This window comes from Moorena sp. SIO3B2, from assembly GCF_010692525.1.
GTDB classification, from domain to species: domain Bacteria; phylum Cyanobacteriota; class Cyanobacteriia; order Cyanobacteriales; family Coleofasciculaceae; genus Moorena; species Moorena producens.
Genome location: NZ_JAAHHE010000012.1, coordinates 1 through 23389, shown reverse-complemented (window position 1 = coordinate 23389; position 23389 = coordinate 1). Strand labels below are relative to the sequence as shown.

General features: G+C 42.7%; 24 protein-coding genes, 3 tRNA genes and 2 pseudogenes. 15 read left to right on the top strand and 14 right to left on the bottom strand.

Annotation, left to right across the window (positions count from 1 at the left end):
* On the bottom strand, positions 1-204 hold a 204-nt coding region (locus F6K38_RS05095; RefSeq protein WP_287356209.1), incomplete at its 3' end, for a hypothetical protein.
* Positions 205-1220: 1016 nt separating this feature from the next.
* On the opposite strand from F6K38_RS05095, the gene F6K38_RS05090 reads away from it, so the two are divergent.
* Together F6K38_RS05090 and gatC are read left to right on the top strand one after the other, a co-directional pair.
* Positions 1221-1742: a photosystem I assembly protein Ycf3 gene (locus tag F6K38_RS05090; protein ID WP_287250777.1), complete on the top strand. Its 522-nt coding sequence runs from the start codon at positions 1221-1223 to the stop codon at positions 1740-1742.
* A gap of 387 nt (positions 1743-2129) precedes the next feature.
* Positions 2130-2420 (top strand): Asp-tRNA(Asn)/Glu-tRNA(Gln) amidotransferase subunit GatC, encoded by a 291-nt coding sequence (gene gatC / locus F6K38_RS05085; protein WP_008179681.1) that lies wholly within the window; start codon positions 2130-2132, stop codon positions 2418-2420.
* Positions 2421-2547: 127 nt separating this feature from the next.
* Here gatC and F6K38_RS05080 read toward each other — a convergent pair whose 3' ends face one another.
* Positions 2548-2724, bottom strand: coding sequence for a hypothetical protein (locus F6K38_RS05080; protein WP_287250779.1), 177 nt, complete (start codon positions 2722-2724; stop codon positions 2548-2550).
* A 243-nt stretch (positions 2725-2967) separates the two neighbouring features.
* Here F6K38_RS05080 and mnmG point away from each other — a divergent pair, with 243 nt between their 5' ends.
* The gene (mnmG, locus tag F6K38_RS05075; RefSeq protein WP_008179680.1) at positions 2968-4878 is read left to right on the top strand and encodes a tRNA uridine-5-carboxymethylaminomethyl(34) synthesis enzyme MnmG; all 1911 of its coding nucleotides are present in this window, start codon (positions 2968-2970) and stop codon (positions 4876-4878) included.
* Between the two features lie 149 nt (positions 4879-5027).
* Positions 5028-6182 carry a hypothetical protein gene (locus F6K38_RS05070; protein WP_008179677.1) on the top strand — a complete coding sequence of 385 codons (1155 nt, stop codon included), beginning with the start codon at positions 5028-5030 and terminating at the stop codon, positions 6180-6182.
* Between the two features lie 54 nt (positions 6183-6236).
* Here F6K38_RS05070 and F6K38_RS05065 read toward each other — a convergent pair whose 3' ends face one another.
* Entirely contained in the window at positions 6237-6380 is a 144-nt protein-coding gene (locus F6K38_RS05065) for a hypothetical protein (protein WP_287356207.1), read from the bottom strand.
* Between the two features lie 244 nt (positions 6381-6624).
* On the opposite strand from F6K38_RS05065, the gene F6K38_RS05060 reads away from it, so the two are divergent.
* Positions 6625-6765 carry a hypothetical protein gene (locus F6K38_RS05060; RefSeq protein ID WP_287356205.1) on the top strand — a complete coding sequence of 47 codons (141 nt, stop codon included), beginning with the start codon at positions 6625-6627 and terminating at the stop codon, positions 6763-6765.
* Between the two features lie 128 nt (positions 6766-6893).
* Here the strand turns inward: F6K38_RS05060 and F6K38_RS05055 are convergent.
* From F6K38_RS05055 to F6K38_RS05045, 3 genes are all read right to left on the bottom strand, one after another.
* Positions 6894-6975, bottom strand: a tRNA-Leu gene (locus tag F6K38_RS05055).
* A gap of 96 nt (positions 6976-7071) precedes the next feature.
* The gene (locus tag F6K38_RS05050; protein ID WP_008187832.1) at positions 7072-7356 is read right to left on the bottom strand and encodes a DUF427 domain-containing protein; all 285 of its coding nucleotides are present in this window, start codon (positions 7354-7356) and stop codon (positions 7072-7074) included.
* A gap of 225 nt (positions 7357-7581) precedes the next feature.
* A complete protein-coding gene (locus F6K38_RS05045) occupies positions 7582-7749 on the bottom strand; it encodes a hypothetical protein (protein ID WP_287356203.1) in 168 nt (55 codons plus the stop codon).
* Between the two features lie 145 nt (positions 7750-7894).
* Here F6K38_RS05045 and F6K38_RS05040 point away from each other — a divergent pair, with 145 nt between their 5' ends.
* The 6 genes from F6K38_RS05040 to F6K38_RS05015 all read left to right on the top strand — a co-directional run bounded on the left by F6K38_RS05040 (position 7895) and on the right by F6K38_RS05015 (position 15588).
* Positions 7895-9067: a peptidoglycan recognition protein family protein gene (locus F6K38_RS05040; RefSeq protein WP_008187826.1), complete on the top strand. Its 1173-nt coding sequence runs from the start codon at positions 7895-7897 to the stop codon at positions 9065-9067.
* Between the two features lie 475 nt (positions 9068-9542).
* The gene (locus F6K38_RS05035; RefSeq protein ID WP_008187824.1) at positions 9543-9836 is read left to right on the top strand and encodes a type 2 periplasmic-binding domain-containing protein; all 294 of its coding nucleotides are present in this window, start codon (positions 9543-9545) and stop codon (positions 9834-9836) included.
* Positions 9837-9922: 86 nt separating this feature from the next.
* Positions 9923-12049 carry a GNAT family N-acetyltransferase gene (locus F6K38_RS05030; protein WP_287356201.1) on the top strand — a complete coding sequence of 709 codons (2127 nt, stop codon included), beginning with the start codon at positions 9923-9925 and terminating at the stop codon, positions 12047-12049.
* Positions 12050-12057: 8 nt separating this feature from the next.
* Positions 12058-12519: an ASCH domain-containing protein gene (locus F6K38_RS05025; protein ID WP_008187820.1), complete on the top strand. Its 462-nt coding sequence runs from the start codon at positions 12058-12060 to the stop codon at positions 12517-12519.
* A 153-nt stretch (positions 12520-12672) separates the two neighbouring features.
* Entirely contained in the window at positions 12673-14289 is a 1617-nt protein-coding gene (locus F6K38_RS05020) for an McrB family protein (protein ID WP_287356199.1), read from the top strand.
* A gap of 111 nt (positions 14290-14400) precedes the next feature.
* Positions 14401-15588 (top strand): McrC family protein, encoded by a 1188-nt coding sequence (locus F6K38_RS05015; protein ID WP_287356197.1) that lies wholly within the window; start codon positions 14401-14403, stop codon positions 15586-15588.
* Between the two features lie 111 nt (positions 15589-15699).
* Here F6K38_RS05015 and F6K38_RS05010 read toward each other — a convergent pair.
* The 3 genes and pseudogenes from F6K38_RS05010 to F6K38_RS05000 form a co-directional block, all read right to left on the bottom strand.
* Positions 15700-15990: pseudogene (locus F6K38_RS05010) on the bottom strand (L,D-transpeptidase); the annotation flags it as partial.
* A 353-nt stretch (positions 15991-16343) separates the two neighbouring features.
* Positions 16344-16577 carry a L,D-transpeptidase gene (locus F6K38_RS05005; RefSeq protein ID WP_131827226.1) on the bottom strand — a complete coding sequence of 78 codons (234 nt, stop codon included), beginning with the start codon at positions 16575-16577 and terminating at the stop codon, positions 16344-16346.
* Between the two features lie 97 nt (positions 16578-16674).
* Complete coding sequence (locus F6K38_RS05000; RefSeq protein WP_008187810.1) at positions 16675-17322, bottom strand: bifunctional 4-hydroxy-2-oxoglutarate aldolase/2-dehydro-3-deoxy-phosphogluconate aldolase; 648 nt, start codon at positions 17320-17322, stop codon at positions 16675-16677.
* Between the two features lie 90 nt (positions 17323-17412).
* On the opposite strand from F6K38_RS05000, the pseudogene F6K38_RS04995 reads away from it, so the two are divergent.
* Together F6K38_RS04995 and F6K38_RS04990 are read left to right on the top strand one after the other, a co-directional pair.
* Positions 17413-17640: pseudogene (locus F6K38_RS04995) on the top strand (IS1 family transposase); the annotation flags it as partial.
* 115 nt (positions 17641-17755) lie between these two features.
* Positions 17756-18085, top strand: coding sequence for a DUF433 domain-containing protein (locus tag F6K38_RS04990; protein WP_008187807.1), 330 nt, complete (start codon positions 17756-17758; stop codon positions 18083-18085).
* 94 nt (positions 18086-18179) lie between these two features.
* Here the strand turns inward: F6K38_RS04990 and F6K38_RS04985 are convergent.
* The 3 genes from F6K38_RS04985 to F6K38_RS04975 all read right to left on the bottom strand — a co-directional run bounded on the left by F6K38_RS04985 (position 18180) and on the right by F6K38_RS04975 (position 18748).
* Positions 18180-18251: transfer RNA gene (locus F6K38_RS04985), tRNA-Thr, on the bottom strand.
* A gap of 200 nt (positions 18252-18451) precedes the next feature.
* Positions 18452-18536 (bottom strand) — tRNA-Tyr (locus F6K38_RS04980).
* Positions 18537-18607: 71 nt separating this feature from the next.
* A complete protein-coding gene (locus F6K38_RS04975; protein WP_008187806.1) occupies positions 18608-18748 on the bottom strand; it encodes a hypothetical protein in 141 nt (46 codons plus the stop codon).
* 198 nt (positions 18749-18946) lie between these two features.
* Between F6K38_RS04975 and F6K38_RS04970 the strand changes: the two genes are divergently transcribed.
* Entirely contained in the window at positions 18947-19939 is a 993-nt protein-coding gene (locus tag F6K38_RS04970; RefSeq protein ID WP_008187804.1) for an SGNH/GDSL hydrolase family protein, read from the top strand.
* Here F6K38_RS04970 and F6K38_RS04965 read toward each other — a convergent pair.
* Positions 19897-21333 (bottom strand): RNA-guided endonuclease InsQ/TnpB family protein, encoded by a 1437-nt coding sequence (locus F6K38_RS04965; RefSeq protein WP_044494236.1) that lies wholly within the window; start codon positions 21331-21333, stop codon positions 19897-19899. The two genes, F6K38_RS04970 and F6K38_RS04965, sit on opposite strands and share 43 nt — an antisense overlap.
* A 374-nt stretch (positions 21334-21707) precedes the next feature.
* Complete coding sequence (locus F6K38_RS04960) at positions 21708-22793, bottom strand: Gfo/Idh/MocA family protein (protein WP_287265125.1); 1086 nt, start codon at positions 22791-22793, stop codon at positions 21708-21710.
* Between the two features lie 291 nt (positions 22794-23084).
* Here F6K38_RS04960 and F6K38_RS04955 point away from each other — a divergent pair.
* A partial coding sequence (locus F6K38_RS04955) for a 7-cyano-7-deazaguanine synthase (RefSeq protein ID WP_287356196.1) occupies positions 23085-23389 on the top strand: 305 nt, incomplete at its 3' end.

The following is a 23389-nucleotide window of genomic DNA, read 5'->3' as shown; positions in this document are numbered from 1 at the left end:
AAATTTGCTCTTAGCCAACAGCCAGCTGAGGAGCTGATGACAACATCTACAGGTGCGACCCGTGGCGAATTTAATTCTTAATCCGGAAAGCGCACCTAAAAAAAAATCCCCCGAACCGTGAGCTTCAGGGGTAATTATCAGGGTGCATCTACCATTTCTTTCTTCTGATTGATGGGATTGATATCCGGAAGGATTACTAGTCAATTTACTAGTCAATCAATCACAAAACCCACGGGATAAATTTACTCTTAGCCAACAGCCAGCTGAGGAGCTGATGGCAACATCTACCAAAAAAAATCCCCCGAACCGTGAGCTTCAGGGGTAATTATTAGGGTGCATCTACCATTTATTTCTTCTGAGTGATGTTACTGAAATCCGGAAGCTAAGGTATGGCTAAAGATTCTATATGATTGCTAAACCTAGAGAGGACTTTACTTTTAGCTGACAGCCAAGTTATGGTCTATGGCAGCATCTACCAAAGAAAACCCCCGAACCGTGAGCTTCGGGGGTAATTATTAGGGTGCATCTACCATTTCTTTCTTCTGAGTTACTTCTCCACTATCCGGAAGGTTTAGCAGGGGATGATTGACGACTAGCGGCAAGACCGTTCCTCGAAAGTTGTATTAATTATCAATAGACCCCTAGAGAAAACCCCGGAAACTGGAGCTCCGGGGATAATTATCAGGGTTCATCTACCATGCTTTTATTCTAAGTGATTTTACTGATATTTTAACACATATTTTTATTGACATATATAAATAGATGTGTTAATGAAGTTCTATAACAGTAAGTCAGTTGACGCTCTAGGTATAGCAGAAGTCATTTGTCAGAAGTCATTTGTCAGAAGTCAAACTCTTGCGCTTCTTGATGCAGTCGCTCATGGGGGAAACCCCCAAGACCGCTTAGGTGCGCTTGACCTTGGCGAATTAAATTCGCCACGGGTCGCACCTCTGCATCGCTTACAAAGGGTGTGAGACTTTTGTCATGTCCTAACTGCCCTGGCGACTGCTATAACACAGGCATGACTTGAGCTATAGCACTACGCGCTATATCAGCTTATTGAGGGGTGTTCAAGGTAAATCATGTACTTGCGGCAGTTAGCCCAATCAATGCTTAAGTTTTCCTGGATTGTTGAGCTAACTGCTGAGAGGTTCATAGCTAAATGCTGACATGACGAGATAGGATGATCTACAAGGTGAAGACTATAGACCCACGTAACTATGCCACGCACTCAACGCAACGATAACTTTATCGATAAAACCTTTACGGTGATGGCAGACATCCTCTTAAAGGTTCTGCCTACCAATAAGCAAGCCAAGGAAGCTTTTGTCTATTACCGAGATGGTATGTCAGCTCAAGCGGATGGGGAATATGCTGAAGCTATGGATAATTACAAAAAAGCGTTGGAACTGGAGGAAGACCCCAACGACCGCAGCTTTATTATCTACAACATGGGGCTGATTCAAGCCAGTAATGGTGAGCATGAGCGTGCTTTAGAACTCTATCATCAGGCTCTTGATATCAACCCCCGTATGCCTCAGGCCCTTAATAATGTAGCCGTAATTTACCATTATCAAGGTGAACAGTCTAAGGAAGCTGGGGATAGTGAGGGGGCAGAAGCTTTGTATGACAAAGCGGCTGATTATTGGAAACGAGCTATTCGCCTTGCTCCTAATAACTACATTGAAGCCCAAAACTGGCTGAAAACTACAGGTCGTTCTACGATGGATGTTTACTTTTAGCGGCTAGCTTCTAGTTAATAAATTTGATAGTCTGTAAGCTATCAGCTATCAGCGTGTCGCGTATCAGCTATCAGCTAATGCTCTAAGCACAGGCTAAGTGGAAAGCTTTTGAATAAAACAGATGAGCATTCGTTTAATCTTTGTTATCTCTACTGCCAGGGATTCATAGTCTTTGGCTGATGGGCAAATCCCCAGACTTTGAATTATCATTAATCTCGAACTATTAAATTATCCCGTTTGCTCAATGCCCATGCTACGGGAACTAGCTTTATTTTAAACATGATAGCTGACAGCTGACCGCACCTCAAGTAGCACCATCTGTAGCGCATATGCTTACGATAGTCTTTATAGTTTTTGATTTCGGCTAAGCCTTTTTATAACCAAATTATGATAGACCGCGAACAAGTCCAAAAAGTTGCCAATCTTGCTCGTTTAGAACTGAAAGCAGAGGAAGAGGAGAAATTGGCAGCTCAGATGAGTAGTATTTTCGAATATTTTCAACAGCTGAGTGAATTAGATACTGAGGATGTGCCGCCCACTACACGGGCGATTGATATTAGCAATGTGACTCGACTGGATACTCTCAAACCCTATACTGACAGGGATTGTATGTTCAGGGAAGCTCCTGAGCAGGATGGTGATTTCTTCAGAGTGCCAAAAATTATCACTGAAGGGTAAGCTATCAGCGTGTCGCGTATCAGCTATCAGCTATTAGCTATCAGCGTGTCGCGTATCAGCTATCAGCTATTAGCTATCAGTTATCAGCGAACAGCGATTAGCGCTACGCGCACGCTACGCGAACAGCTTATGTGCTATGGGCACGATGATTGAGGAGGAAACCGTTAATACTACAATAGGTAAGTATTCGTTTAATCTGAGTTAAGTCACAGCGTCGTTCGCACAGCGTGGCCAAACGCGCACGCGTGGCCGTTCGCGTAGCGTGGCCAAAAGGCCAAAAGGCCAAGGCCAAAGCCTGTGCCACAAAGCTTTTCGCTACGCTGGGTTGATTTTAAGCTGACCGCTGACCGCTGACCGCTGAATGCTTACACTGAAGGATAACTGGGGTTGAAAGGGTTAACTAATAGTTTGTTGTTGATGGTTGATGGTTGACGGTTGAGGGTTAACTATCAAAATAAACCATAAATTTTTCAATTAAACTATAAAAAACACACCATTTTATGGTAGTGAATTCCTCACCTTTGATTTCTGATCCTTCCTTAGACCCATGCATTCCCAAGTAGATTTCCAAGATGCCTTTGATGTGATTGTAGTTGGCGCGGGACACGCTGGTTGTGAAGCCGCCCTAGCTTCAGCACGGTTGGGCTGTCGTACTATCCTACTTACCCTCAACCTAGACAAAATTGCTTGGCAACCCTGTAACCCAGCAGTGGGAGCACCGGCCAAGTCTCAACTCACCCATGAGGTAGATGCTTTGGGTGGAGAAATTGGCAAAATGGCTGACCGTACCTACCTGCAAAAGCGGGTACTGAACTGTTCACGGGGACCAGCGGTTTGGGCTTTGCGAGCGCAGACGGATAAGCGAGAATATGCGGCTGTGATGAAGGAGATTGTAGAAAATCAAGAAAACTTGACTCTCCGGGAAGCCATGGTCACGGATTTGGTGCTAGGGGCTAATGATCAGGTGATAGGTGTTCAGACTTACTTCGGTGTGGCTTTCCAAGCATCGGCAGTAATCTTGACAACTGGGACTTTCCTGGGTGGACGGATCTGGGTGGGAAACAAGTCCATGTCAGCAGGACGGGCTGGGGAATTTGCGGCAATTGGGTTGACTGAAACCCTTAACCGCTTAGGCTTTGAAACGGGACGACTCAAGACGGGAACCCCCGCACGGGTAGATAAGCGCTCCGTAGATTACAGCAACTTGGAACCTCAACCAGGGGATGAGGAGGTGCGCTGGTTTAGCTTTGACCCAGATGTGTGGGTCGAACGAGAGCAGATGTATTGCTATCTGACCCGTACGACTTCTGAGACTCACCGGTTGATTCGGGACAATCTTCATCTATCCCCAATCTATGGAGGCTGGGTGGAGGCTAAAGGACCCCGTTCCTGCCCTAGTATTGAAGATAAAATTGTGCGCTTTGCTGATAAGGAAAGCCACCAGATTTTTATTGAACCAGAAGGACGAGATATTCCAGAACTCTATATCCAGGGATTTTCTACTGGATTACCAGAGAATTTGCAGTTGCAGCTATTGCAAACTCTTCCGGGATTAGAAAATTGCGCTATGCTCCGTCCTGCTTATGCGGTTGAGTATGATTATTTACCAGCGACTCAGTGTTATCCAACACTGATGACTAAAAAAATTGAGGGATTGTTCTGCGCTGGACAAATTAATGGTACCACTGGCTACGAAGAAGCAGCAGCTCAGGGGATTGTAGCGGGAATTAATGCAGTGCGCTATGTAGGCCATCAGGAAATGGTGGTGTTTCCTAGGGAAGAAAGCTATATCGGCACGTTAATTGACGATTTGTGTACCAAAGACCTGCGGGAACCTTACCGAATGCTGACTAGCCGTTCGGAGTATCGGTTACTATTGCGGTCCGATAACGCTGACCGCCGTATGACTCCTTTAGGACGGAAACTGGGTTTGATTGATGACCGTAGGTGGCAGCTGTATCAACAAAAACAGGGAAACATCACCACAGAAAAAGCCCGACTCCAGTCGGTACGGATTAAGGAACATGATCCAATCGGAATTGCGATCGCATCCGATACCCAGCAAAAGATCAAAAACTCGATTACCTTAGCTGAGTTACTACGTCGTCCTGGTTTCCACTATGTCAATCTAGACCAATATGGACTCGGTGACCCTAACCTGAATCAGTCGGAACGGGAAGGAGCAGAAATTGATCTAAAATATGATGGTTATCTTAAGCGTCAGCAAAAGCAAATTGACCAAGTTTCTCGGCAAGCTAATCGGCAGTTACCACCAGATTTGGATTATGCTGCTATTGAAACTCTATCCAAGGAGTCTCGTGAAAAGCTTAGCCAGGTCAAACCTATGACTATTGGTCAGGCATCCAGAGTTGGCGGGGTTAATCCAGCAGATATCAATGCCTTGCTGGTATATCTAGAGGTGCGGGAACGAAAGTTCACTGCTGTTGTGGCTCCCTAATTTCAGGTTCGTTATTGCTCCCTGGTTGATCACCAGACGGGATATCCAACCATGGGAGGATTTTTCCCATAGAAAAGTCTAGTTTTGGGTCTCGGAAGATAATCTTCTGAAAGATATAGTCATAGTCATAGTAACGAGAGATACCATCGATGTCTCAGGATGTGATTACCAAAGAAAAATCAACAGAGCGGTTGAACCCTCCCCTTCCCATTCAGCCATGGTCGGTAGATGCTGAAGCCGATAGGTTAATGGATGATTTATTTGGGGATCTGTACCAAATGATTGAGAACGGCTGCGAGTTGCCGACAGAACCCCCTGAGCCAGACTATGTCTCCTTGGAACCGATAGCAATCCCGAAAATTCCCATACCAGGGGCAATCATTCCGTTTCTGGAATCCCCACTCCCCTCAACACAGGAGTTAGCCGAAACCACCTCAAGTGAGTTGCAAACGACAACGGCAGATACTAACTCTAGTACTGTCGCCGATCACTCTGGTCAGTTTTTAGACAAGCTCCTATGGGCTTTAGCCTTACTGTCCCTATCAGCAATCACAATGATGTGGCTGACTAGCCAGGGAAAGCTAACTTGGTCATGGTTGAACAACTTAGTGGCTTTGGGATCAGTTCAACAAGGCAAAGTCTCAGAACCTGATGCCCAGTTTATTAACTATATGTTGCGATCGCTAGAAGTGATTGACCGCAAAGCAAAAGCTATCAAAAAGCCTGTGATCGCCCAATCATTACCAAACCCCACGCCTCCCAATCGTCCGGTAGCTCATAATTCAGCACCAACTGCACCACCAACTGCTGTCAAAGAACGTGTCTTAGAACGAGTTTATTACATCCCGATTGAAAAGGTTCCAACCCCTGATCCTGCCATAGCATCCTCAGCGCCATCAGCGCCAGTTAAACCATCCCCTCCTACCACCCCTAAAATTACACCTAAACCATCACCAATCCCGAAACCACCGTCAAATGCTGTTCTAGAACCACCACCACCAACTATTCTAGAATTACCGCCACCACCAATCCCAGACCCCCTGCCCACCGCTACTCTTGACCGACTCCCTCCGCCCCCACCTCCCCCACCCTCATCACCTGCCATCAAACATACCTTGGTGGGATTACTGGAGCTAGGAGAACAATCTGCTGCTTTGTTTAAAATTGATGGTGTTACCCAACGGGTTAAGCTGGGGGAAGCAATTGCTAATAGCGGTTGGACTCTAGTCTCTGTAGATAATCAGGAAGCAGTGATTCGACGCAATGGTGAAGTTCGTTCAATTTACGTTGGACAACATTTTTAGTTATGTAAGATCATGACTGTAATAAATCACCATATCGAATTTAAAAAACAAATTCTAACGCTCTAAGGAAATTAACAACAGGATGGCTCGGTTGCCAATTGCCAATGGTATTTTATAGTCGATTATATTATGTATGCGTACGCGTAGCGTGGCCAAAGGCCAATCGCGTACCCGATTTGTGCGATCGCGATCGCACAAATCCCAATGCCCAATTTTAAATTAACTATTCATAACTAACTATAGTTATAGCAGTCGCCAGGGCAGTTAGGAGATGACAAAATTCTCACACCCTTTGTAAGCGCAAGAGTTTGACTTCTGACTTCGTTAGAGTCGATGCCTGGTATTACCCAGGGCACCTCTCCTTCAAATCTGGGCGTGCGACTTTCACCGCACCCAGCTCCTAGATATCCTGACCTTTCGGTCTGCTTCCGTGGATTAGTTGATGGCAGGAGAAGCGAAAAAATCACATACCGTTAGAACTACAGATGCTGCCTGGGACGGCCTAAAAGAGATGGCAGACAGGGCAGGTCTAACACTATCTGAGTATTTGGAAGCTTTGGGGAAGACTGGCTTACTCCCTTAAATACTTGAGGGGAAATTCATCCCTGGAGACGAAACCTAAGGAGAGTGGAGCCTTTATGGTTAGTCAGCTATGCATAAAAGAGGTGCGACCCGTGGCGAATTTAATTCGCCACGGGTCGCACCTTTAGATGCGGACGAAAGGACTTGAACCTTCACGTCTTGCGACACTAGAACCTAAATCTAGCGCGTCTACCAATTCCGCCACGTCCGCTTACCTTGCGATTTATATCATAGCATAAATTATAGCCTTTATAGCAACTGCTGGGGAAAATTTTCCCAAATCCCGGTTAAAAACCCCCTTTATCATCTACACCTCAACTTTCACCCCGCCCCGGAAGGCAACATACCCTTCAATTGGTTTCGCCTTCTCCTTGGTACTGGGGTAATACCAGGCTGCATCCTTATTTTCTTTACCATTCACAACTATGGTATAATAGTTAGCTTGACCTTTCCAAGAACAGGTTGTGTGGGTACTACTTTCCTTGAAATACTGCTTGTTGATGGAGTCGCGGGGAAAGTATTGATTGCCTTCCACCACCACACATTCGTCGCTCTCGGCTAGTAACGCTCCGTTCCAGATTGCTTTTGGCATGGTTTACTTACTTGTGGTTGACCTACTTAATTGAATACTATTTCTAAGTTGACTAGGTCAACAGCATTGAAGTGCAAATGGTGTTTCTTGACCGTTGACCCTAAACTGTGACCTTCAAAAGCATTGAGAACTGCTATAGTAAGCATTCAGCCGTGAGCCATTCGCGTAGCGTGGCCATAGGTCAAGGCTCACGCTACTTGAGGTGCTGTCAGCCGTCAGCTTATTTTATTCAAAAGCTGTTCGCACCTTAAGTAGCGTCGTCAAAGCCCAAAGCTTACCTCTTTTATTCAAAAGCACCTCAAGTAGGGTGCGCATTAGCTGATAGCTGATCGCTGATCGCTGATCGCTGATCGCTGATCGCTGATCGCTGATCGCTGAACACTGACCTGCCATAGATGATAATCGCAATTGAAGGCTAGAATCCAGTCAGGAATAGTTGCCAATCCACCTCAGCCAAATCCATAGTTTGGTTAATTGCTCGCATCCTATTCCGAGGAGCCCACTAGTAAACTATTATAACTGGAGACCGCAAGTCAATATGTCTTTCACTGCTAGTGTCATTTCAGCAAAAGAATGGGGAGCTAAACCCCCAAAAAAATGGCCAGATACTACTAGACCACGATATATTATTATTCACCATACTGCTACTCCCAATGCCCCGAATGATCTATCCAAAGGAACCTTATGGGGCTCCAGAAGTTTGGCTAGGAGTATTCAAAAATCCCACATGGACGGCTTTGGCTGGGATGACTCAGGTCACAACTTTTTGAATACCACGGGTGGATATTTACTCGAAGGTAGACAGGGTTCCTTATCAGCGATTAAAAAAGGACGTTCTGTCAGCTCTGCTCATGCTGGTAGTACCCTAGGTAACCAGTCACCGGGAATTGAAAATGAAGGCACCTTTATCAGCTACCGGATGAATGCCAAACAATGGAAAAGTTTGGTAGATTTATGTGTTTCGATTTGCAAAACTACCAAGATTAGCCCAGATAATATTAAAGGACATCGAGACTTTTCACCAACCCAATGTCCTGGGGATTGGTTATACAGTCAATTGCCTCGGTTGCGCCGAGAAGTTCGTCAGCGCCTTGGCTCCTCAGTTGAAGACTATCTCAGAGAAGGAGACACTGGTCTGAAAGTCAAAGAGCTACAGCAATCCCTCCAAACTCAAGGGTTTAGTCCCGGTCCAGTTGATGGCATTTTTGGTCCTGCTACCACCAAAGCAGTGATTTCCTTTCAGAAGTTTGAGGGACTCAATCCCAATGGATTAGTGGGATCAAAGACCTGGGACGCACTGAAAAGTTCTTCTAAACCATCAGAGAAATCTCCTTCTGAACCAGGTAACAAGAAGCGCCAGCCTGTGGTTATCGTGAACACCTACAAGTATTATCGTGGCTTACCTCACCAAAAACAAGCGATTGAGTGGCTACAAAAACAACTACCAAAAGAAGTCTTGGAAGAGTTTTCAGAAAGATGGCGTAGTGATAAACCCTCATCTGGCTATCTTCCTTTAATTGAAGGAGCAGTTGGCTCAGAAGTAGAGGAACTACAGCAGCGGCTCCAAACCCAAGGATTTTATGCTGGTGCAACGGATGGGGATTTTGGCTCTCGGACAAAAGCTGCGGTGATTGCTTATCAGAAAGCGAAAGGATTATATGCTGATGGGATTGTGGGTTCTATAACTTGGTCTACTTTGAATCTTGACTAATGGGAATCGGTAATTTTGAATTGGTAATTGCTAGTTTACGATGACCCATTAATCATTAATCTATACAAGTTATTTTTTTTAGAAAGGAGGCTAACAAAGTATTTTGTTAGCCTCCTTTATCTAGGGATAAAACCAGTTAAATTTAAGCTATTTTTTTTATGCCTATAGACATAATTAAACGTAACTATGTTACTGGTTACGTTTATTAACGTTGATAAAACTCTTTATGTGAACCGTTTACCCTTGTCTAATATAGCACTACGCATTAAAGTTAGAATATTGATACAAGCAGCAAAAGCTGTTGTAGTCAACTTTTTCCTCTTGCCTCTTGTCTCTTGCCTTGCGCGTAGCGCTATACCTGATCTTAACAGTCAAGTTTAATTGTATATAACTACTTGAATCGAATATTTCTGATCTTATCGATCTATTCGGAAAACAGGTTGGTACTGTCGCAGACACGACCTCTGCCAGATATATGAATCAACAGCCAGTCAAGCTAATTGAATTTGACCAGGTGGAAGATGCATACAAAGCTCTCAAAGCGGGGCAAGTGCAGGCTTTAGTTTATGATTCACCAAGGTTACTTTACCAAACGTCACAAAACCGAGAATACCAGATTGTGGGTGAGTTGTTTGCTGAACAAGACTACGGCATAGTTTTGCCTCAAGGTAGTCATTATCGTGAGCCAATCAACCGAATTATTTTGCAATTACAGGAAGACGGAGAACTCACCAACCTAGAGCAAAAGTGGTTTCCTTCTAACCAGTAAGATTAGGTATGCTTAATCACGTACAATAGGGTCGATTGCATGCATAGTAATTGGTAATTGGCCATTGGTAATTGGTAATTGGTAAAGTGACACAAGAGATACAGCTTCAAATTGAAACAATTGATGAAAAATCCCTGCACCTAAGGACAGTCAAGGCTTTGGGACGAGCACACGCAACCACTCTTGGTCATTTTCCTGAAGGAGCTTTTGATCAACACGCACTCAGTCGTCAAATACTTGTGGCTCTTACTCCTGAAAAAAAGTGTACCGGTTATTTGTTATACCGGAAGGTGCGTAGACATAATATCATCGTTCTTGTTCATCTATGCATCGAGCCATCATGGCGTGGTAACGGTATTGCTAGAAAGCTAGTTAATTATCTAAGTCAGAATACTCAGGACTTTTACGGCATTAAACTCAAATGCCGTCGTGATTATGGATTAGAGAGAATGTGGTCTCACTTAGACTTTGTTCCTTTGGCTGAAAAACCCGGAAGGAGCAAGGATGGAAAACTACTTACCGTTTGGTGGCGCGATCACGACCATCCTACCCTATTTTCTACGGTTGCTACCCAAAAACTTGAGTCTAAATTATGTGCAGTCATTGATACCAGCGTGTTTTTTGACTTGCAAGGAGATGAAGCTAGGTCAAAGGCAGAATCTGACTCTCTACTAGCTGATTGGTTACAACCTGACTTGGAGTTATGTATAACTAATGAAATATTTAAGGTCATCAATACTATTGATGATACTAAACAAAGGAATAGTAAACGCCAGTTAGCCGATACCTTTACTCAACTCCCCTACAATCAGAAAGACTTTGAAACAGCTTGTCGCGCTCTAACCAAGGTTTTGTTATCAACTCAGGTAACTATCAATGAATCTCAACAGCGTCAGTTAGCTATAGCCATAGCTTCAGATGCACCATTTTTTTTGACTCGTAATTCACAAATACTAGCGATCGCAGATGCTATCAATGAGGAATTTAACTTATCAATCCTTAGTCCTACTAGTTTAATTGTTAAGCTAGATTACCTTCACGAATATATTAACTATCAGCCTGTACGCTTAGCAGGCACAGGTATCACTAGACAAGTTGTTCATAAATTAGATCAGGTACCTTTCTTGAGTCAAAGGTTTTTGATTGCTGCTAAGGGAGAAAAACTTAGTGATTTTCAAGGAAGGCTGGGCTATATTATTGCTAATACCGATAAATTTAATTGTTATATTATTCTGCAGTCAAAAAATACTCCCAAAAACAATACTCCCCTAGCTTTAATTGCGTATCATACCGATAAAACTCATGAGTTAAAGGTGCCAATTTTTCGGGTTAGATCAGGTCATCTTGAAGAAACAATAGCGCGTTACTTAATTTTTTGGTTTATATCCCTGTCAGTAAGTAAAAATCTGCCATTTACACGAATTACTGAACCTTATTTGAATCAAACTATTCTTAGCGCTATTCAAGATGATGCTTTTTTTAAAGTTAAGGATGGTTATTTAAATGCCAATCTTGCGGTTGCGGTTACGGCGACAGAATTATCCGACTATCTCACTAATTTAGCTAATCTAAGTCCGGATTATAATTTTTGTCTAAAAATTGCTGAAACCCTCAAAACTGATAATTTAACCAAAGCGGTAAAAACAACTATAGACGTTGAACGCATACTGTGGCCAGCAAAAATTATTGATGCTGACCTTCCTACTATAATCATTCCTATTCAAGCAGAATGGGCAAAGGAATTATTCGATGAAGACTTAGCTAACCAGCTCCTATTGAGATCGGAAACTGATCTGGCGCTAAAACGTGAACTTGTCTATTATCGAAGCCATAGAGGTAATGGTGGCTTAAAACCAGGGGTTGTTGGTAGAATTCTTTGGTATGTAAGCTATAATAAAAACTATTGTGGCACAGGACAGGTAAGAGCTTGCTCTAGACTTGATGAAGTAGTCGTCAACAAACCTAAAAATCTCCATCAACAGTTTCGCAGATTGGGTGTATATGAATTAGAAGATTTAATGAAGCTTACCAAAAATGATCCTAATAAAAAGCTGATGGCCCTTCGATTTAGTAATACTGAACTGTTTAAAAATCCTATAAATTTGGCTGAAATTAAAGAAATACTTGGTAAGCGTGTAACAGTTCAATCACCGTTGCGGATTGAACAGGAACAATTTACAATGATATATAGAGAAGGCACCCCAAATAAGTAGTGTTAACAATGCCCAATGTGTTGTTATTATCAATTCGTCCTAAATATGCTAGTCAATTATTCAATGGAACCAAAAAAATTGAACTTCGTCGGGTGCGTCCTCGATTAGAAGCAGGGGATATTGTTGTGGTTTATGTCTCCGCTCCAGATAAGGTTTTATCGGGTTTTTTTGAAGTGGAAGACGTTATTCAAGACCGCCCGGATAACCTTTGGTATAAAGTAAAAGACAATGCTGGGATAGAAAAAAAAGATTTTAATGAGTATTATGAGGAAGCCGCCGTCGGTTATGGGATCTGCTTAAAACTCATAGAACATTTTGAGCCACCAGTAACCTTACAAGATTTGAGAGCAAAATGGGCTAACTTTAGACCTCCACAATCTTATCATTACTTAACGACTAGGGAATTTGAGTATCTTAAGTCTATTGTAGAGGATAAAATGGAAATTAGGTCAGAGCATTATATCAATTAGCTAAATCTTTGCTAAGAATAGATTTGGTAATGGGTCATGGAGAATCGATAATGGATAATAGCAATGCAATAACCCATGAATGATAATCAATGACTAACTAACTAACAGTCTAGAATTTATCAAACATGTTCTAAAAAAAATTAGGTGGATAGTATGGTAGGGGATAAGAAAGCTGAATTGGTCAGTCTATTTCAGGAATTTATCAGTTCATATCCCTACACACCGGTTGGGTTAAGTCACATGGCAACCTACAAGGAGCAGCGTCGCCTTTGGTGTCGGAATTTTGAAGCCATCTCTGCCATAGTGGAGTCTGGAGAAGCTATAACAGAACCGATACTATTTCAGCTATTCCCTGATAGAGAATTGGCGATTACGTTGAATAGTCAATATGGTGAGGGTGATGCTTCATGGATACTAACTATTCCTAGAAAATATGATAATTATTTAGAATTACAATTGCCGTCAACACTGACATCCCAGCAGCAATGGATACAAAGGTTAGTAGAGCAGATTGGTTACGACATCCTTGAATTTGTTGGTTGCTGCACTAAGCATCCTAATCAGTTATCAGCAGCTTGTGATCAGTTTTCTACAGGGGAATACTCCAAAGGTTTTCCGACGGAAATGCTGACGAATCTCCTCAATGGGCTGCAACCAGATAGGTTTCTGTTAATCAATGATAATTCTCGACAGGTTATCAATTATTTTGTTAATACATCCTACGGAAAGAGACTGACAGATTATCCAGCAGCAAATGCTACAGGATTGAAGCTGATTAAAGCCTTAGATAAAACTATGCATCAACCGGGTGTACCAGTGCTCAGGGATAATGATTTATTCGATATGTTTTGCTACTGGTTGGTTGCGGTTAAAGGGTATAATTTTTCGGGTAAAGAGGAGGTTATCGAATTTACCTCTGATGGTTCAAGGATAGCGTTACCAGAGGAGTATACGGTAAGCGAATGTGCTAAAGATACTGGTTTTGATATAGCAGAGTTAGAGGCATGGATACGTGCTATTGAACGCAAAGGACAAGGAATTTTTTACGGCCCACCAGGTACAGGTAAAACCTATAGTGCTCAAAAAATTGCTAACCATTTAATCAGTGGAAGTGATGGCTTCACAAAACTTGTCCAATTTCATCCTGCCTATTCCTATGAAGACTTTATTCAAGGTATCCGTCCACAAAGTCAAAATGGGGAATTGAGATATCCTCTAGTTCCAGGCAGATTCCTAGAATTCTGTAAGAAAGCTGAGTCTCGGCGAGGAATTTGTGTTCTAATCATCGATGAAATTAATCGTGCTAACCTCGCTAGTGTGTTTGGAGAATTATTGTATCTACTAGAGTACCGGGATCAAAAAATTCCCTTAGCTGGCAGTAATCAACTATTCAGTATCCCGAAAAATGTTCGGATCATCGGTACTATGAACACAGCAGACCGTTCTATTGCTCTAGTTGATCAGGCATTTCGCCGTCGCTTTGCATTTATTCGGCTCTCTCCCAACTATGAAATCTTAAGACGATATCACCAAACAACGGATTTTCCAGTTAATGGATTGATTAAGATACTCGAACAAATAAATAATGCGATCGCAGATCCTAACTACTCCCTGGGAATCTCCTTCTTTCTACTAGAAACTATAGCTGATGAAATTGAAGATATCTGGCGAAGGGAGATTGAGCCATATCTAGAAGAATACTTTTTCGATCAACGGGATAAACTAGAGCAATTTCGTTGGGACACTATAAAATTAAAAATTAAAAATTAAAAATATAGCGTTTCAAATACTTATGAAGTAAATTCAATGTTCTTACCCCTACTCCCTACTCCCTACTCCCTATTCCCTATTCCCTGTTCCCTGGGCGTAGCCCTATAAAAAATGAAAATAATTAAACTAACGGAGTATCAGCCAGATAAGATCCCACGCTACCAGATTCCAGAATCGCTAATCAATGAATTGCAGCAAAAATACAGCAATCAGGTAACAGTAAATCTCGAATACTCCAAAACCGGGGATTACTGGCAACTAACCTCTCAAGGATGGGTAGGTTATATTCCCCTAAGCAATGAACTGAGCATCCAACTCCAGCCGAAAGTCCCCCTAAACAATCTTTTCGGAATGCTGGACTATGCTTATAACCTTAGAAGCTTTCACATTCTAGAGGGGTTGATTGATTGTAAATCTCTAGAAGAATTTTACGATTACCTGGTCAGTATCCTTATTAATGGCATACGCGATCGCATTCGCCAAGGACTCTACCGCACCTACATCCCCACAATTGCTCAACTAGCATACCTTCGGGGGCGTTTGGATGTACAGCAAACGATCCAGAAGCCATGGGATATCAAACTTAACTGCCATTACGACGAACACACTAGTGACATCGAAGATAATCAGATTATCGCCTGGACACTCCACTGTATCTGTCGCACTGGTTTATATAGCGCTAAAGTAAGTCCAATGTTGCGCCAAGCCTATCATGCCCTACAAAACCTTGTCACCCTACAACCTTATAGCGCTAGGGATTGTATTGGACGAAACTATAATCGGCTCAATCAGAATTACCAAAGGTTACATGCTCTTTGCCGCTTTTTTCTCGAACACAGTGGACCAAGTCATAAAACAGGTAGTAATACCATGTTGCCCTTTCTAGTTAACATGGCAAAACTCTATGAACGCTTTGTGGCTGAATGGTTAAAATCGCACTTACCCAGTGGCTTTGGCGTTAAGATACTCGAAAAAGTAAACATCGACAAGACATTATATTTTTACATTGATTTAGTACTGTACGAGGTAGCGACTGAGAAAACATGCTGCATTCTCGATACTAAGTATAAAATCCCTATTAGTCCATCTCGTGAGGATTTTAACCAAGTAGTAATCTATGCCATCACACAAGATTGCCAAGAGGCAGTTTTAGTATATCCAGCTCCTTTAACTCAACCCCTTGATGTTAAAATTCGTGATATTCGAGTCCGCAGCTTGACATTTTCCCTGGATGGGAATTTGGAAGAAGCTGGTCAACTATTCTTAAAAAAATTAACAGGACTGTCAGCTGAATGCTGACAGCGGTAGCCTGAATGCTTACGGTAATTGGTTATTTCCCTTAGCAATTACCCATTACAAAAAAAGAAGAACGATCTTGGAAATGATTCAAATGATTCAACAGACTTGATATCATTCATCATTGGCCAATTCTTCAACGCCCTGATGAATCACGATTGGTGTTCCCACAGACGCCCAATCAAATAACCACTCAGCATGATCCACAGCTACATTGACACAGCCATGACTTACTGGAGTACCAAACTTACGATGCCAGTATGCCCCATGGATAGCATAGCCCCGGTGGTAATACATGGCATAAGGTACATTAGCCAGATCGTAATCTGCACCACGCATTCTGTCCTTGCGACGCTTGGATTGAATAGTGAATGTACCAGGATGGGTAGGTGTTGAATCTTTACCAAAAAATTTGGGTAATCGCGCCCCGTCCTTATAGGACAGCTTTTTGTGAAATTAAGACTTGACGTTTTTTTCGCATCGTGTTAAAATAAAAGCCTAGCGAAAAAAAATAATGTTCTAGATAAACATGATCTTAAAATAAGTAGATAATGTAAAAAATAAGCTAAGAGATCAGCTTATTGCATAATCAAATCTAACGATTTGGATATCTACGAAAACATAAGATCAAGAAAAAGTTTATCTAACTTGTTAACTAGATTAGGTACGGTGGGGCACACCGAAACCTAGGTCATAGACCAAATACGCTTGTGGAGTGGAGACCTCTATTTTTCCTGGCTCCGGCCTGGTTAAACAAGTCACCCCGTTGAAGCAAGAATCCCCGTCCTTCCAGGGCGGGGAGTGTCAACAGTGGAGACAATTATTGCATAAACCGGTTGTCTACCTTCCCAAGCAATCAGCCTTTGATTGGTTAGGTCTATCTCAATCCAGCGTTCCTCTGAATCTTGCAGTTCCATCACTCTGGTAGCGATTTGCTCACTTACAGGATTGGTCAACGCTGGTGTTGTCCAGACAGCCAAGGCGATTAGCATCAGTGGGAAACTGGCAAACAAGCTTCTTAACGGATTTAGCCAGTGGAAAAACATATAACCTTAGCAGTCAATCAAACAAATCACCCATATCATAGCCTCAACTTAGAGAATCAGGGGCTAATCGTTGCTTTAGCTGTTTTGCTCGTTTTGCGATCGCATTCCAATTCCCCTCATCAATCAGGGATTGAGGAAACAAATTCCCTGAAAGACCCACAGCGATCGCTCCGATATTAATCAATTCCTGAGCATTGTCTATGGTAACACCACCAGTAGGAATTAAAGGGATGTGACCGAGTGGTCCAAGTAAGGCTTTGATGTAACTAGCACCACCGACTGCCTGAATCGGAAATACCTTAACACAGCTAGCACCAGCATCCCAAGCTGTCACAATTTCTGTGGGGGAAAGTGCTCCGGGAACCACTGGCACCTTAGCAGCTATTGCTGCTTTAATAACTGGTATATCTACATGGGGACTAAAGATAAACTGCGCTCCAACATCAATTGCCTGATGTAACTGAGATTGGTTTAAGATCGTGCCAGTACCGATGATACAGTTGGGTAATTCTCTATGGAGCTGACTAATCAGCTCAGGAGCATCAGCGCTATTCCAGGTAATTTCAATTAACCGTATACCCCCAGTGGCTACCGTCTTAGCCATCTGCTCGCCTAGGGATTTCGAGGATGCTCGAATCACAGCAATTACTCGCTGCTGTCGTAATAGGTTTAACCAGTTATCAATGATCAATTCTAGTTACCATTAGTTAAGCTCAACACCCTCGTGGGTTCCCGTAGCGTGACCTACGGTCAAACCGCATCTGCATAACTAGCAACTTGGGTTAATAAAATTTATATGACTTTCATAGAAAATGAAAATACAAGATTGAGACATTATTTAGCAAGACTACATCGACGCACTCTGTGCTACTCTAAATCTGAACAAGCGATGCAGCAAGGTCTTGGGGGTCTCTCCACACTCGCGCATTGCATCAATAAAATCTTGCATTTATCAATTAGGCTTCTTATTTATTATTTAAATTATCATAAAATTCCCCTTTATAGTTAAATCATTTCGATATTCAGCAACGCCCAATTTTGAGACAGTGTTTTTAAGTTCACTGAGCAATTGCGCTGTGAGGTAAGTTACGATGGTTTGATACTGGATTTAGGAAAATTAATCTATGAGCCTCGTTTTGGAACGTGAGACACCACCTTTGCGAGAAGATGAAACCGGAGCGATTCGAGTTGGAAATTCAAGGGTTTTGCTAGAGACTGTTATTCGAGCGTTTCAAGATGGTGCATCCCCTGAGTCTATTGTCCATCGATACTCGACTCTATCTTTGTCCGATGTTTACAATACAATTGGCTACTACCTTCGACACCAAAATGCGGTAGAAACATACTTAAATCAGAGAGAGCAATTAGCTGAATCAGTGCAGCAACGTTTGTCTAGTATCCAACCTGATCTCAGCGTAATTCGTACCCGTTTGCTATCTCAGCACAATCATTAGAAAGGGTATTGTGCTGTATTTGCCTTTGTGACCAATAATTACTCACTCTACAATACTGTACAATTTAGTAAATATTCGGAAATTTATGCTTAAAAGCCCGTGACGAGGATTGAACTCGTGACCTCACCCTTACCAAGGGTGTGCTCTACCACTGAGCCACACGGGCTAGATTGAAATTATTAGATTTACATTATTGGTTTGATTTAGCCTATTGTACTTTGGCCAAATTTACTCTGCCAAGGTATCAATTAATCAGCTTTTGATTTACCGAGGCCAAACCAGTCATGGTAATTAGTTAACGGTTAAAATCAGCAAATATTATGCTGACTTATCAAAAGCATATTTAGGTTATATCTCAAACCATTGTGGTGGGCCGGGCTGGATTTGAACCAGCGTAGGCATAGCCAACGGATTTACAGTCCGCCCCCATTAACCACTCGGGCACCGACCCTTTTAGCTCACATTTATAAATGTTAGCACAGCTTTTAGGAATTGTCAATTTTTTCAGGAAATCGACCGGAATTAGCCAATGCTGTAAGCGTTGTGCAATGCCCACCAGATCAGAACGCTGATACTGCCCAAAACCAGAATTGCTGAAATAACAACGGCTTTCGGGCTATCAGCTCCTTTAAACTTCATGATGCCACGATTGAGGTCTGACATAGTTTGTCGCTCCTGTTTGAGTTATCAGGGATCTAACCAACAAGTCGATTATAGCCAGGGCTAAATCAGGGGGAAATTTACCGATTAACCTTGGTATACTCAGCTTTGAGCGGTTATACTCGGCTTTTAAAGTGATCTCAGTACTGAAAACCTAGAGAAAAGTATAGGAAAAATTTATAAAATATATAGGATTTTCTTGTGAAAGTATTGCTATTAACCTTGGCAGTGCTAGTCAGTTCCTTGGTAGCGCTAGAGGTGGGTTTACGATGGCTGCTGGGCTTCGGTAATCCCCTGATTTATGTGGCAGATGAGGAAATTGGCTACTTGCTAGCCCCTAACCAAAGCACCAGACGGTTTGGCAACCGCATTGTCATTAATGAATATTCCATGCGCAGTCCCACCACTACTCCTAGCCCACCGCCATCGATGCTGCGGGTGTTCCTACTGGGGGATTCTGTTGCCAATGGGGCTTGGTGGACAGACCAAGACCAAACCATATCAGCACGGCTCCAATCTCAATTAGAACTATGGCTGACCAAAGACGTCTTACCAAGTCTAACCAAGGAGAAACCATTTGAAACAGTCGAAGTCCTTAATGCTTCTGCTAATTCTTGGGGACCACGAAATGAGTTAGCCTATCTACGACGCTTTGGCACCTTCAACGCCCATGTAGTGGTATTACTGATTAATACCGATGACTTGTTTGCTACAGCACCGACTTCTGTACAAGTGGGACGCGATCGCAATTATCCCAGCCAAAAACCCCTCTTAGCCATAGCCGAGATCTGGAGTCGCTATCTCCTGAGAGCACCAGCTATTCCTGAAATGGAAGCAGTCAGAGCAGAACCAGGAGACCGGGTTGGCTTTAATCTCAAGGCCATTGGGGAAATTAAGACCCTAACTGATGCTGCTGGAGCCAAGTTAGTGCTAGGGATGACCCCCCTACTCCGGGAAATTGGTACCAAAGGACCTCGTGACTATGAGTTAAAAGCCCGTAAACGCTTGAGTGACTTTACTGGCGAGCACAACATTACTTATCTAGATTTTTTACCAGTGTTCAATAACACCGAAACACCAGAAATACTTTACCGTGACCACATTCACCTTAGCCCCCAAGGAAATCAGAAAGTCAGTGAAGTTATATCAGCTCAGTTGACATCTCCCCCGGTTGAAACACGGGGGATTCTATGAGGATGTGAAGTCGCAGCGGTTTTCCCGTGCGACGCTTCGCGAACACAGCTCATTCGATATGATTTTTTAAGAGAGTTAAAAATGTCATACCTATGCGGGAGTGTCAAAGCTCCCCTACCCATCTTGGTTAGATCGAGACCTAACTGTTTGGCTACTTTCCTAGTAATGTTTCCCGCGCCATTACAGTCTGCATTAACTAGGTATCCTTCCTTGGTCTTATAAAGCCCGCGCCTTACTCTTTTTCCCGAAGGTTGCCATCCACTGGGTTTTTCACCGTGCTTAGGTAATGGGTCTTCGTCCAAGTACGACGCTTTACTTGTGTAAGATTCCTCAGTTACTGTCAATTTAATGCCATACTCAGGGCATATTTGTTCCAGCCTTTTGATTAATCTTTTTGTAGGAATTACTACAAAATTTTGATTACCTCTTCGACCTATATTAATTGAGTCTTTTTGTCGTTCATTCCATCCGATTACAATATTCCCAATGCGGTCGTTGAGGCAGCGATTAATAATGAAACGGGCGGCTTTATTGACTGCATCCCGCATTTGGTTATTTCGATTCCGCTGAACTCTATCTAAGTTCGTATCCCAATAAAACTCAGGCTTCCCGGTTTTGTATTTTGCGACCAGGCGAGCATAACCCTGATTCATTGACTTCAGCTTTCGACCATCAAGGATTAGACTCTTTCCATGAGTCGATACACCGGTCAACCAATTATCGCCACCATGATCGAAACTCCATGCCTGAGAATAATCAAGATTTGGGTTATCCTCTATCGGCTGTTTTTCATCATCTATCACCCAGTGGATCCATAGTTGCCCTAAATATGGTCGAATAGTCACCTCTTTGACCCAATCTGGGTCAAAAAAATACGGAGCTTCTAAGGCTATTTCAGTAAGTAATTCTGATTTACTCTCTTTGCTTATAGAAGGATAAAATAAACCTTCTTTGTAAGTAAGAGCTTGCCTGGGAAAAGTAACAGCTGCTAGTCCCCCTTTCTTTCGGTATCTAAGAAGCCTTGGTCTGTCTACCTGGCCTTTATAGTAAAGTCCAACTAATTGGTTGTAACTTGTAATTGATTCAGCCACAGACTTGAGAGTTTGCTGTGCTGATTGGGCGGCCATGGCTTTGTAGTGGGGGTTTTCTTTCAGCTCTTTACAAAGCTCTGCGTATTTAACCCCGCACTTATAAGTTCTCCACCCATACCGCAGTACATCTTCCTTCCAGTAAGTGGTGTAAGCCTCTACTTGTTGCTCTAGCCAACTGTAATGCTTTTGTTTAGAGTAATAAATCGCACAATTCCATAGACTGTTAGCATTCTCACATTGAAACAGCCAAAAAGCTTTTTCTTCATCATTAAATACTGCTTTTACAGGAATTGTTTTGTACATCTTGATCATCACCTCCTTTCAAATATTGTGACATATCTATAGTTTCATTAAATAGTTCCATTAAATAGTTTCATGGGTTCGAGATACGACTGGATTAATCCAGTCGCTCTGTTTCACACCCGGTCTAAAAACGCAGGGCTCTCACATTTCGGGGTGTCTTGGTAGCTTCATCAGTGATCACACTGGTCAGGTAAATGATCAAAGCCACAGGGGAAAAGGTTGATCGCAAATCCGAATTCAAGACCCCCTGTTGAAGTCAGTCCAGGCAGACTTTGTACTTATTTGTTCCTTACCCTATTGGGCTCCCCCTAATGTCGGTCAGTTACAAGTGCAACTGACCCCTACATCATCAACAACAAATCAACAACAAGTCACTAACACGGAACTGTCATGACGGAAGTATGGAGTTTATGATTCCCATTGTCTACGTTGTGCCAAACTTGACCATCAAGAGCCATCTGCTCAATCAAACTGGCCAAGCGCAGTGCTTTCAGAGCTTGTTCACCTCCGACAGAAGGTTGATTACCACCCCGTACACAATTGACAAAGTGTTCTAACTCAGCATGGAGTGGTTCAATATTACTGGTATAAACCTTCTCAATCAAACCATCCTGTCGGTAAAGCACTTGACCATAGTCGGTCATATAATTGGCAGTGGTTTGCCGATGAATTAGAATCTCATTATTTAGGAAATCAGCTTCCGTCAGAGAATTTTTGCAATGGGCAGCGATGCGACGGATTTTTCGGTGTGTCACTTTACTGGCCGTGACAGTACCAACAATACCATTGGCAAACCCCAAGGTAGCAGTGACGTAATCTAAATACCCGGAATCAGAAGCACGGCTGCCACTAGCGGTTAACCTTGTCACAGGTGAGGCTACCAATTCTAGTAATAGATCTATATCATGAATCATGAGATCCAAAACCACCGAGACATCATTGGCTCGGTCAGAGTAGGGACTCATGCGATGAGCTTCCACAGCCAGCAATTGTTCTGTCTTGAGAACTTTGCTCAGTTCAAGGAAAGCTGGGTTAAAACGTTCAATATGTCCAACTTGGAGAATACATTGGGACTCTGCTGCTGCATTTACTAACGATTCTGCCTCAGCAATACTAGCGGCAATCGGTTTTTCAATTAAGATATGCACTCCAGCTTGTAGACAAGTCATCCCGACGTCATGATGTAGACGGGTCGGTACTGCAATGCAAACCGCCTCTACATAGGGAAGAAGATCGTGATAATCTTCAAAAAAGCGAACACGGTACTTACTGGCAATATTTAAACCACGCTCGACGTTAATGTCTGCCACACCCACAATTTCAACGTCTTTGAGAAGACTCAAAACTCGGGCATGATGTTGTCCCATATTGCCAACGCCAATCACACCGATTTTGATTGGCTGCGGTAAGTTGCGCTGGACTTGATGATCTAGATGTCTTTGATAAGTACTATTCTGCACTCTTTTTTGCTCCTCCACCACTGGTAATAAGTCGATTTACTTAATCTAAGTCGCCTTAAACCATCCAGATAGTACCACAGCAACTATAAATGTGAAGAATTTCAAAGCTTTGTCCATCCCACTCAAGCTAAAAGAACCTTTAAAACATGTGTTCTATATTTATTGTGGTTTGACGAAATATGGAACACTAACCCTATGTGTCAGTTTGTGGGTTGTCTGTTGACAGAGCAATGAAATTATTAATTGGTAGTTGTAGTAACAGTGCAAAACGTTTGATTAGGCATTATCCTGATGAGACTTGTGATATCTGGTTGGATCATGTCTAAGAAAGTAATTGTGTTGTTATCTGGAGGTTTAGACTCTGCTACAGTTTTGTATCAATCAGTAGGAGACGGTTATGAGTGTTATGCCCTTTCCTTTGATTATCAGCAGCGACATCGACGAGAACTCAAATCAGCCTACGCAATTGCTACTGCAGCAGGTGTTAAGGAACATCAGGTAGTCAGGTTTGACTTACGGCAGTGGGGAGGTTCAGCGTTAACCGATGATAACCTTGACCTACCCAAGGAGCGTAGTCTAGAGCAGATGTCTCAAGA

Excerpts from the sequence above, each read along its gene's own strand:
- F6K38_RS05020 (WP_287356199.1), top strand. The coding sequence starts at position 12,673 with ATGGTAGGGGATAAGAAAGCTGAATTGGTCAGTCTATTTCAGGAATTT.
- F6K38_RS05035 (WP_008187824.1), top strand. The coding sequence starts at position 9,543 with ATGAATCAACAGCCAGTCAAGCTAATTGAATTTGACCAGGTGGAAGAT.
- F6K38_RS04990 (WP_008187807.1), top strand. The coding sequence starts at position 17,756 with ATGAGCCTCGTTTTGGAACGTGAGACACCACCTTTGCGAGAAGATGAA.
- F6K38_RS05070 (WP_008179677.1), top strand. The coding sequence starts at position 5,028 with ATGTCTCAGGATGTGATTACCAAAGAAAAATCAACAGAGCGGTTGAAC.
- F6K38_RS05090 (WP_287250777.1), top strand. The coding sequence starts at position 1,221 with ATGCCACGCACTCAACGCAACGATAACTTTATCGATAAAACCTTTACG.
- F6K38_RS04965 (WP_044494236.1), bottom strand. The coding sequence starts at position 21,333 with ATGTACAAAACAATTCCTGTAAAAGCAGTATTTAATGATGAAGAAAAA.
- gatC (WP_008179681.1), top strand. The coding sequence starts at position 2,130 with ATGATAGACCGCGAACAAGTCCAAAAAGTTGCCAATCTTGCTCGTTTA.
- mnmG (WP_008179680.1), top strand. The coding sequence starts at position 2,968 with ATGCATTCCCAAGTAGATTTCCAAGATGCCTTTGATGTGATTGTAGTT.
- F6K38_RS05015 (WP_287356197.1), top strand. The coding sequence starts at position 14,401 with ATGAAAATAATTAAACTAACGGAGTATCAGCCAGATAAGATCCCACGC.
- F6K38_RS05050 (WP_008187832.1), bottom strand. The coding sequence starts at position 7,356 with ATGCCAAAAGCAATCTGGAACGGAGCGTTACTAGCCGAGAGCGACGAA.
- F6K38_RS05060 (WP_287356205.1), top strand. The coding sequence starts at position 6,625 with ATGGCAGGAGAAGCGAAAAAATCACATACCGTTAGAACTACAGATGCT.
- F6K38_RS04975 (WP_008187806.1), bottom strand. The coding sequence starts at position 18,748 with ATGTCAGACCTCAATCGTGGCATCATGAAGTTTAAAGGAGCTGATAGC.
- F6K38_RS05005 (WP_131827226.1), bottom strand. The coding sequence starts at position 16,577 with ATGCTAATCGCCTTGGCTGTCTGGACAACACCAGCGTTGACCAATCCT.
- F6K38_RS05040 (WP_008187826.1), top strand. The coding sequence starts at position 7,895 with ATGTCTTTCACTGCTAGTGTCATTTCAGCAAAAGAATGGGGAGCTAAA.
- F6K38_RS05045 (WP_287356203.1), bottom strand. The coding sequence starts at position 7,749 with ATGGCAGGTCAGTGTTCAGCGATCAGCGATCAGCGATCAGCGATCAGC.
- F6K38_RS05025 (WP_008187820.1), top strand. The coding sequence starts at position 12,058 with ATGCCCAATGTGTTGTTATTATCAATTCGTCCTAAATATGCTAGTCAA.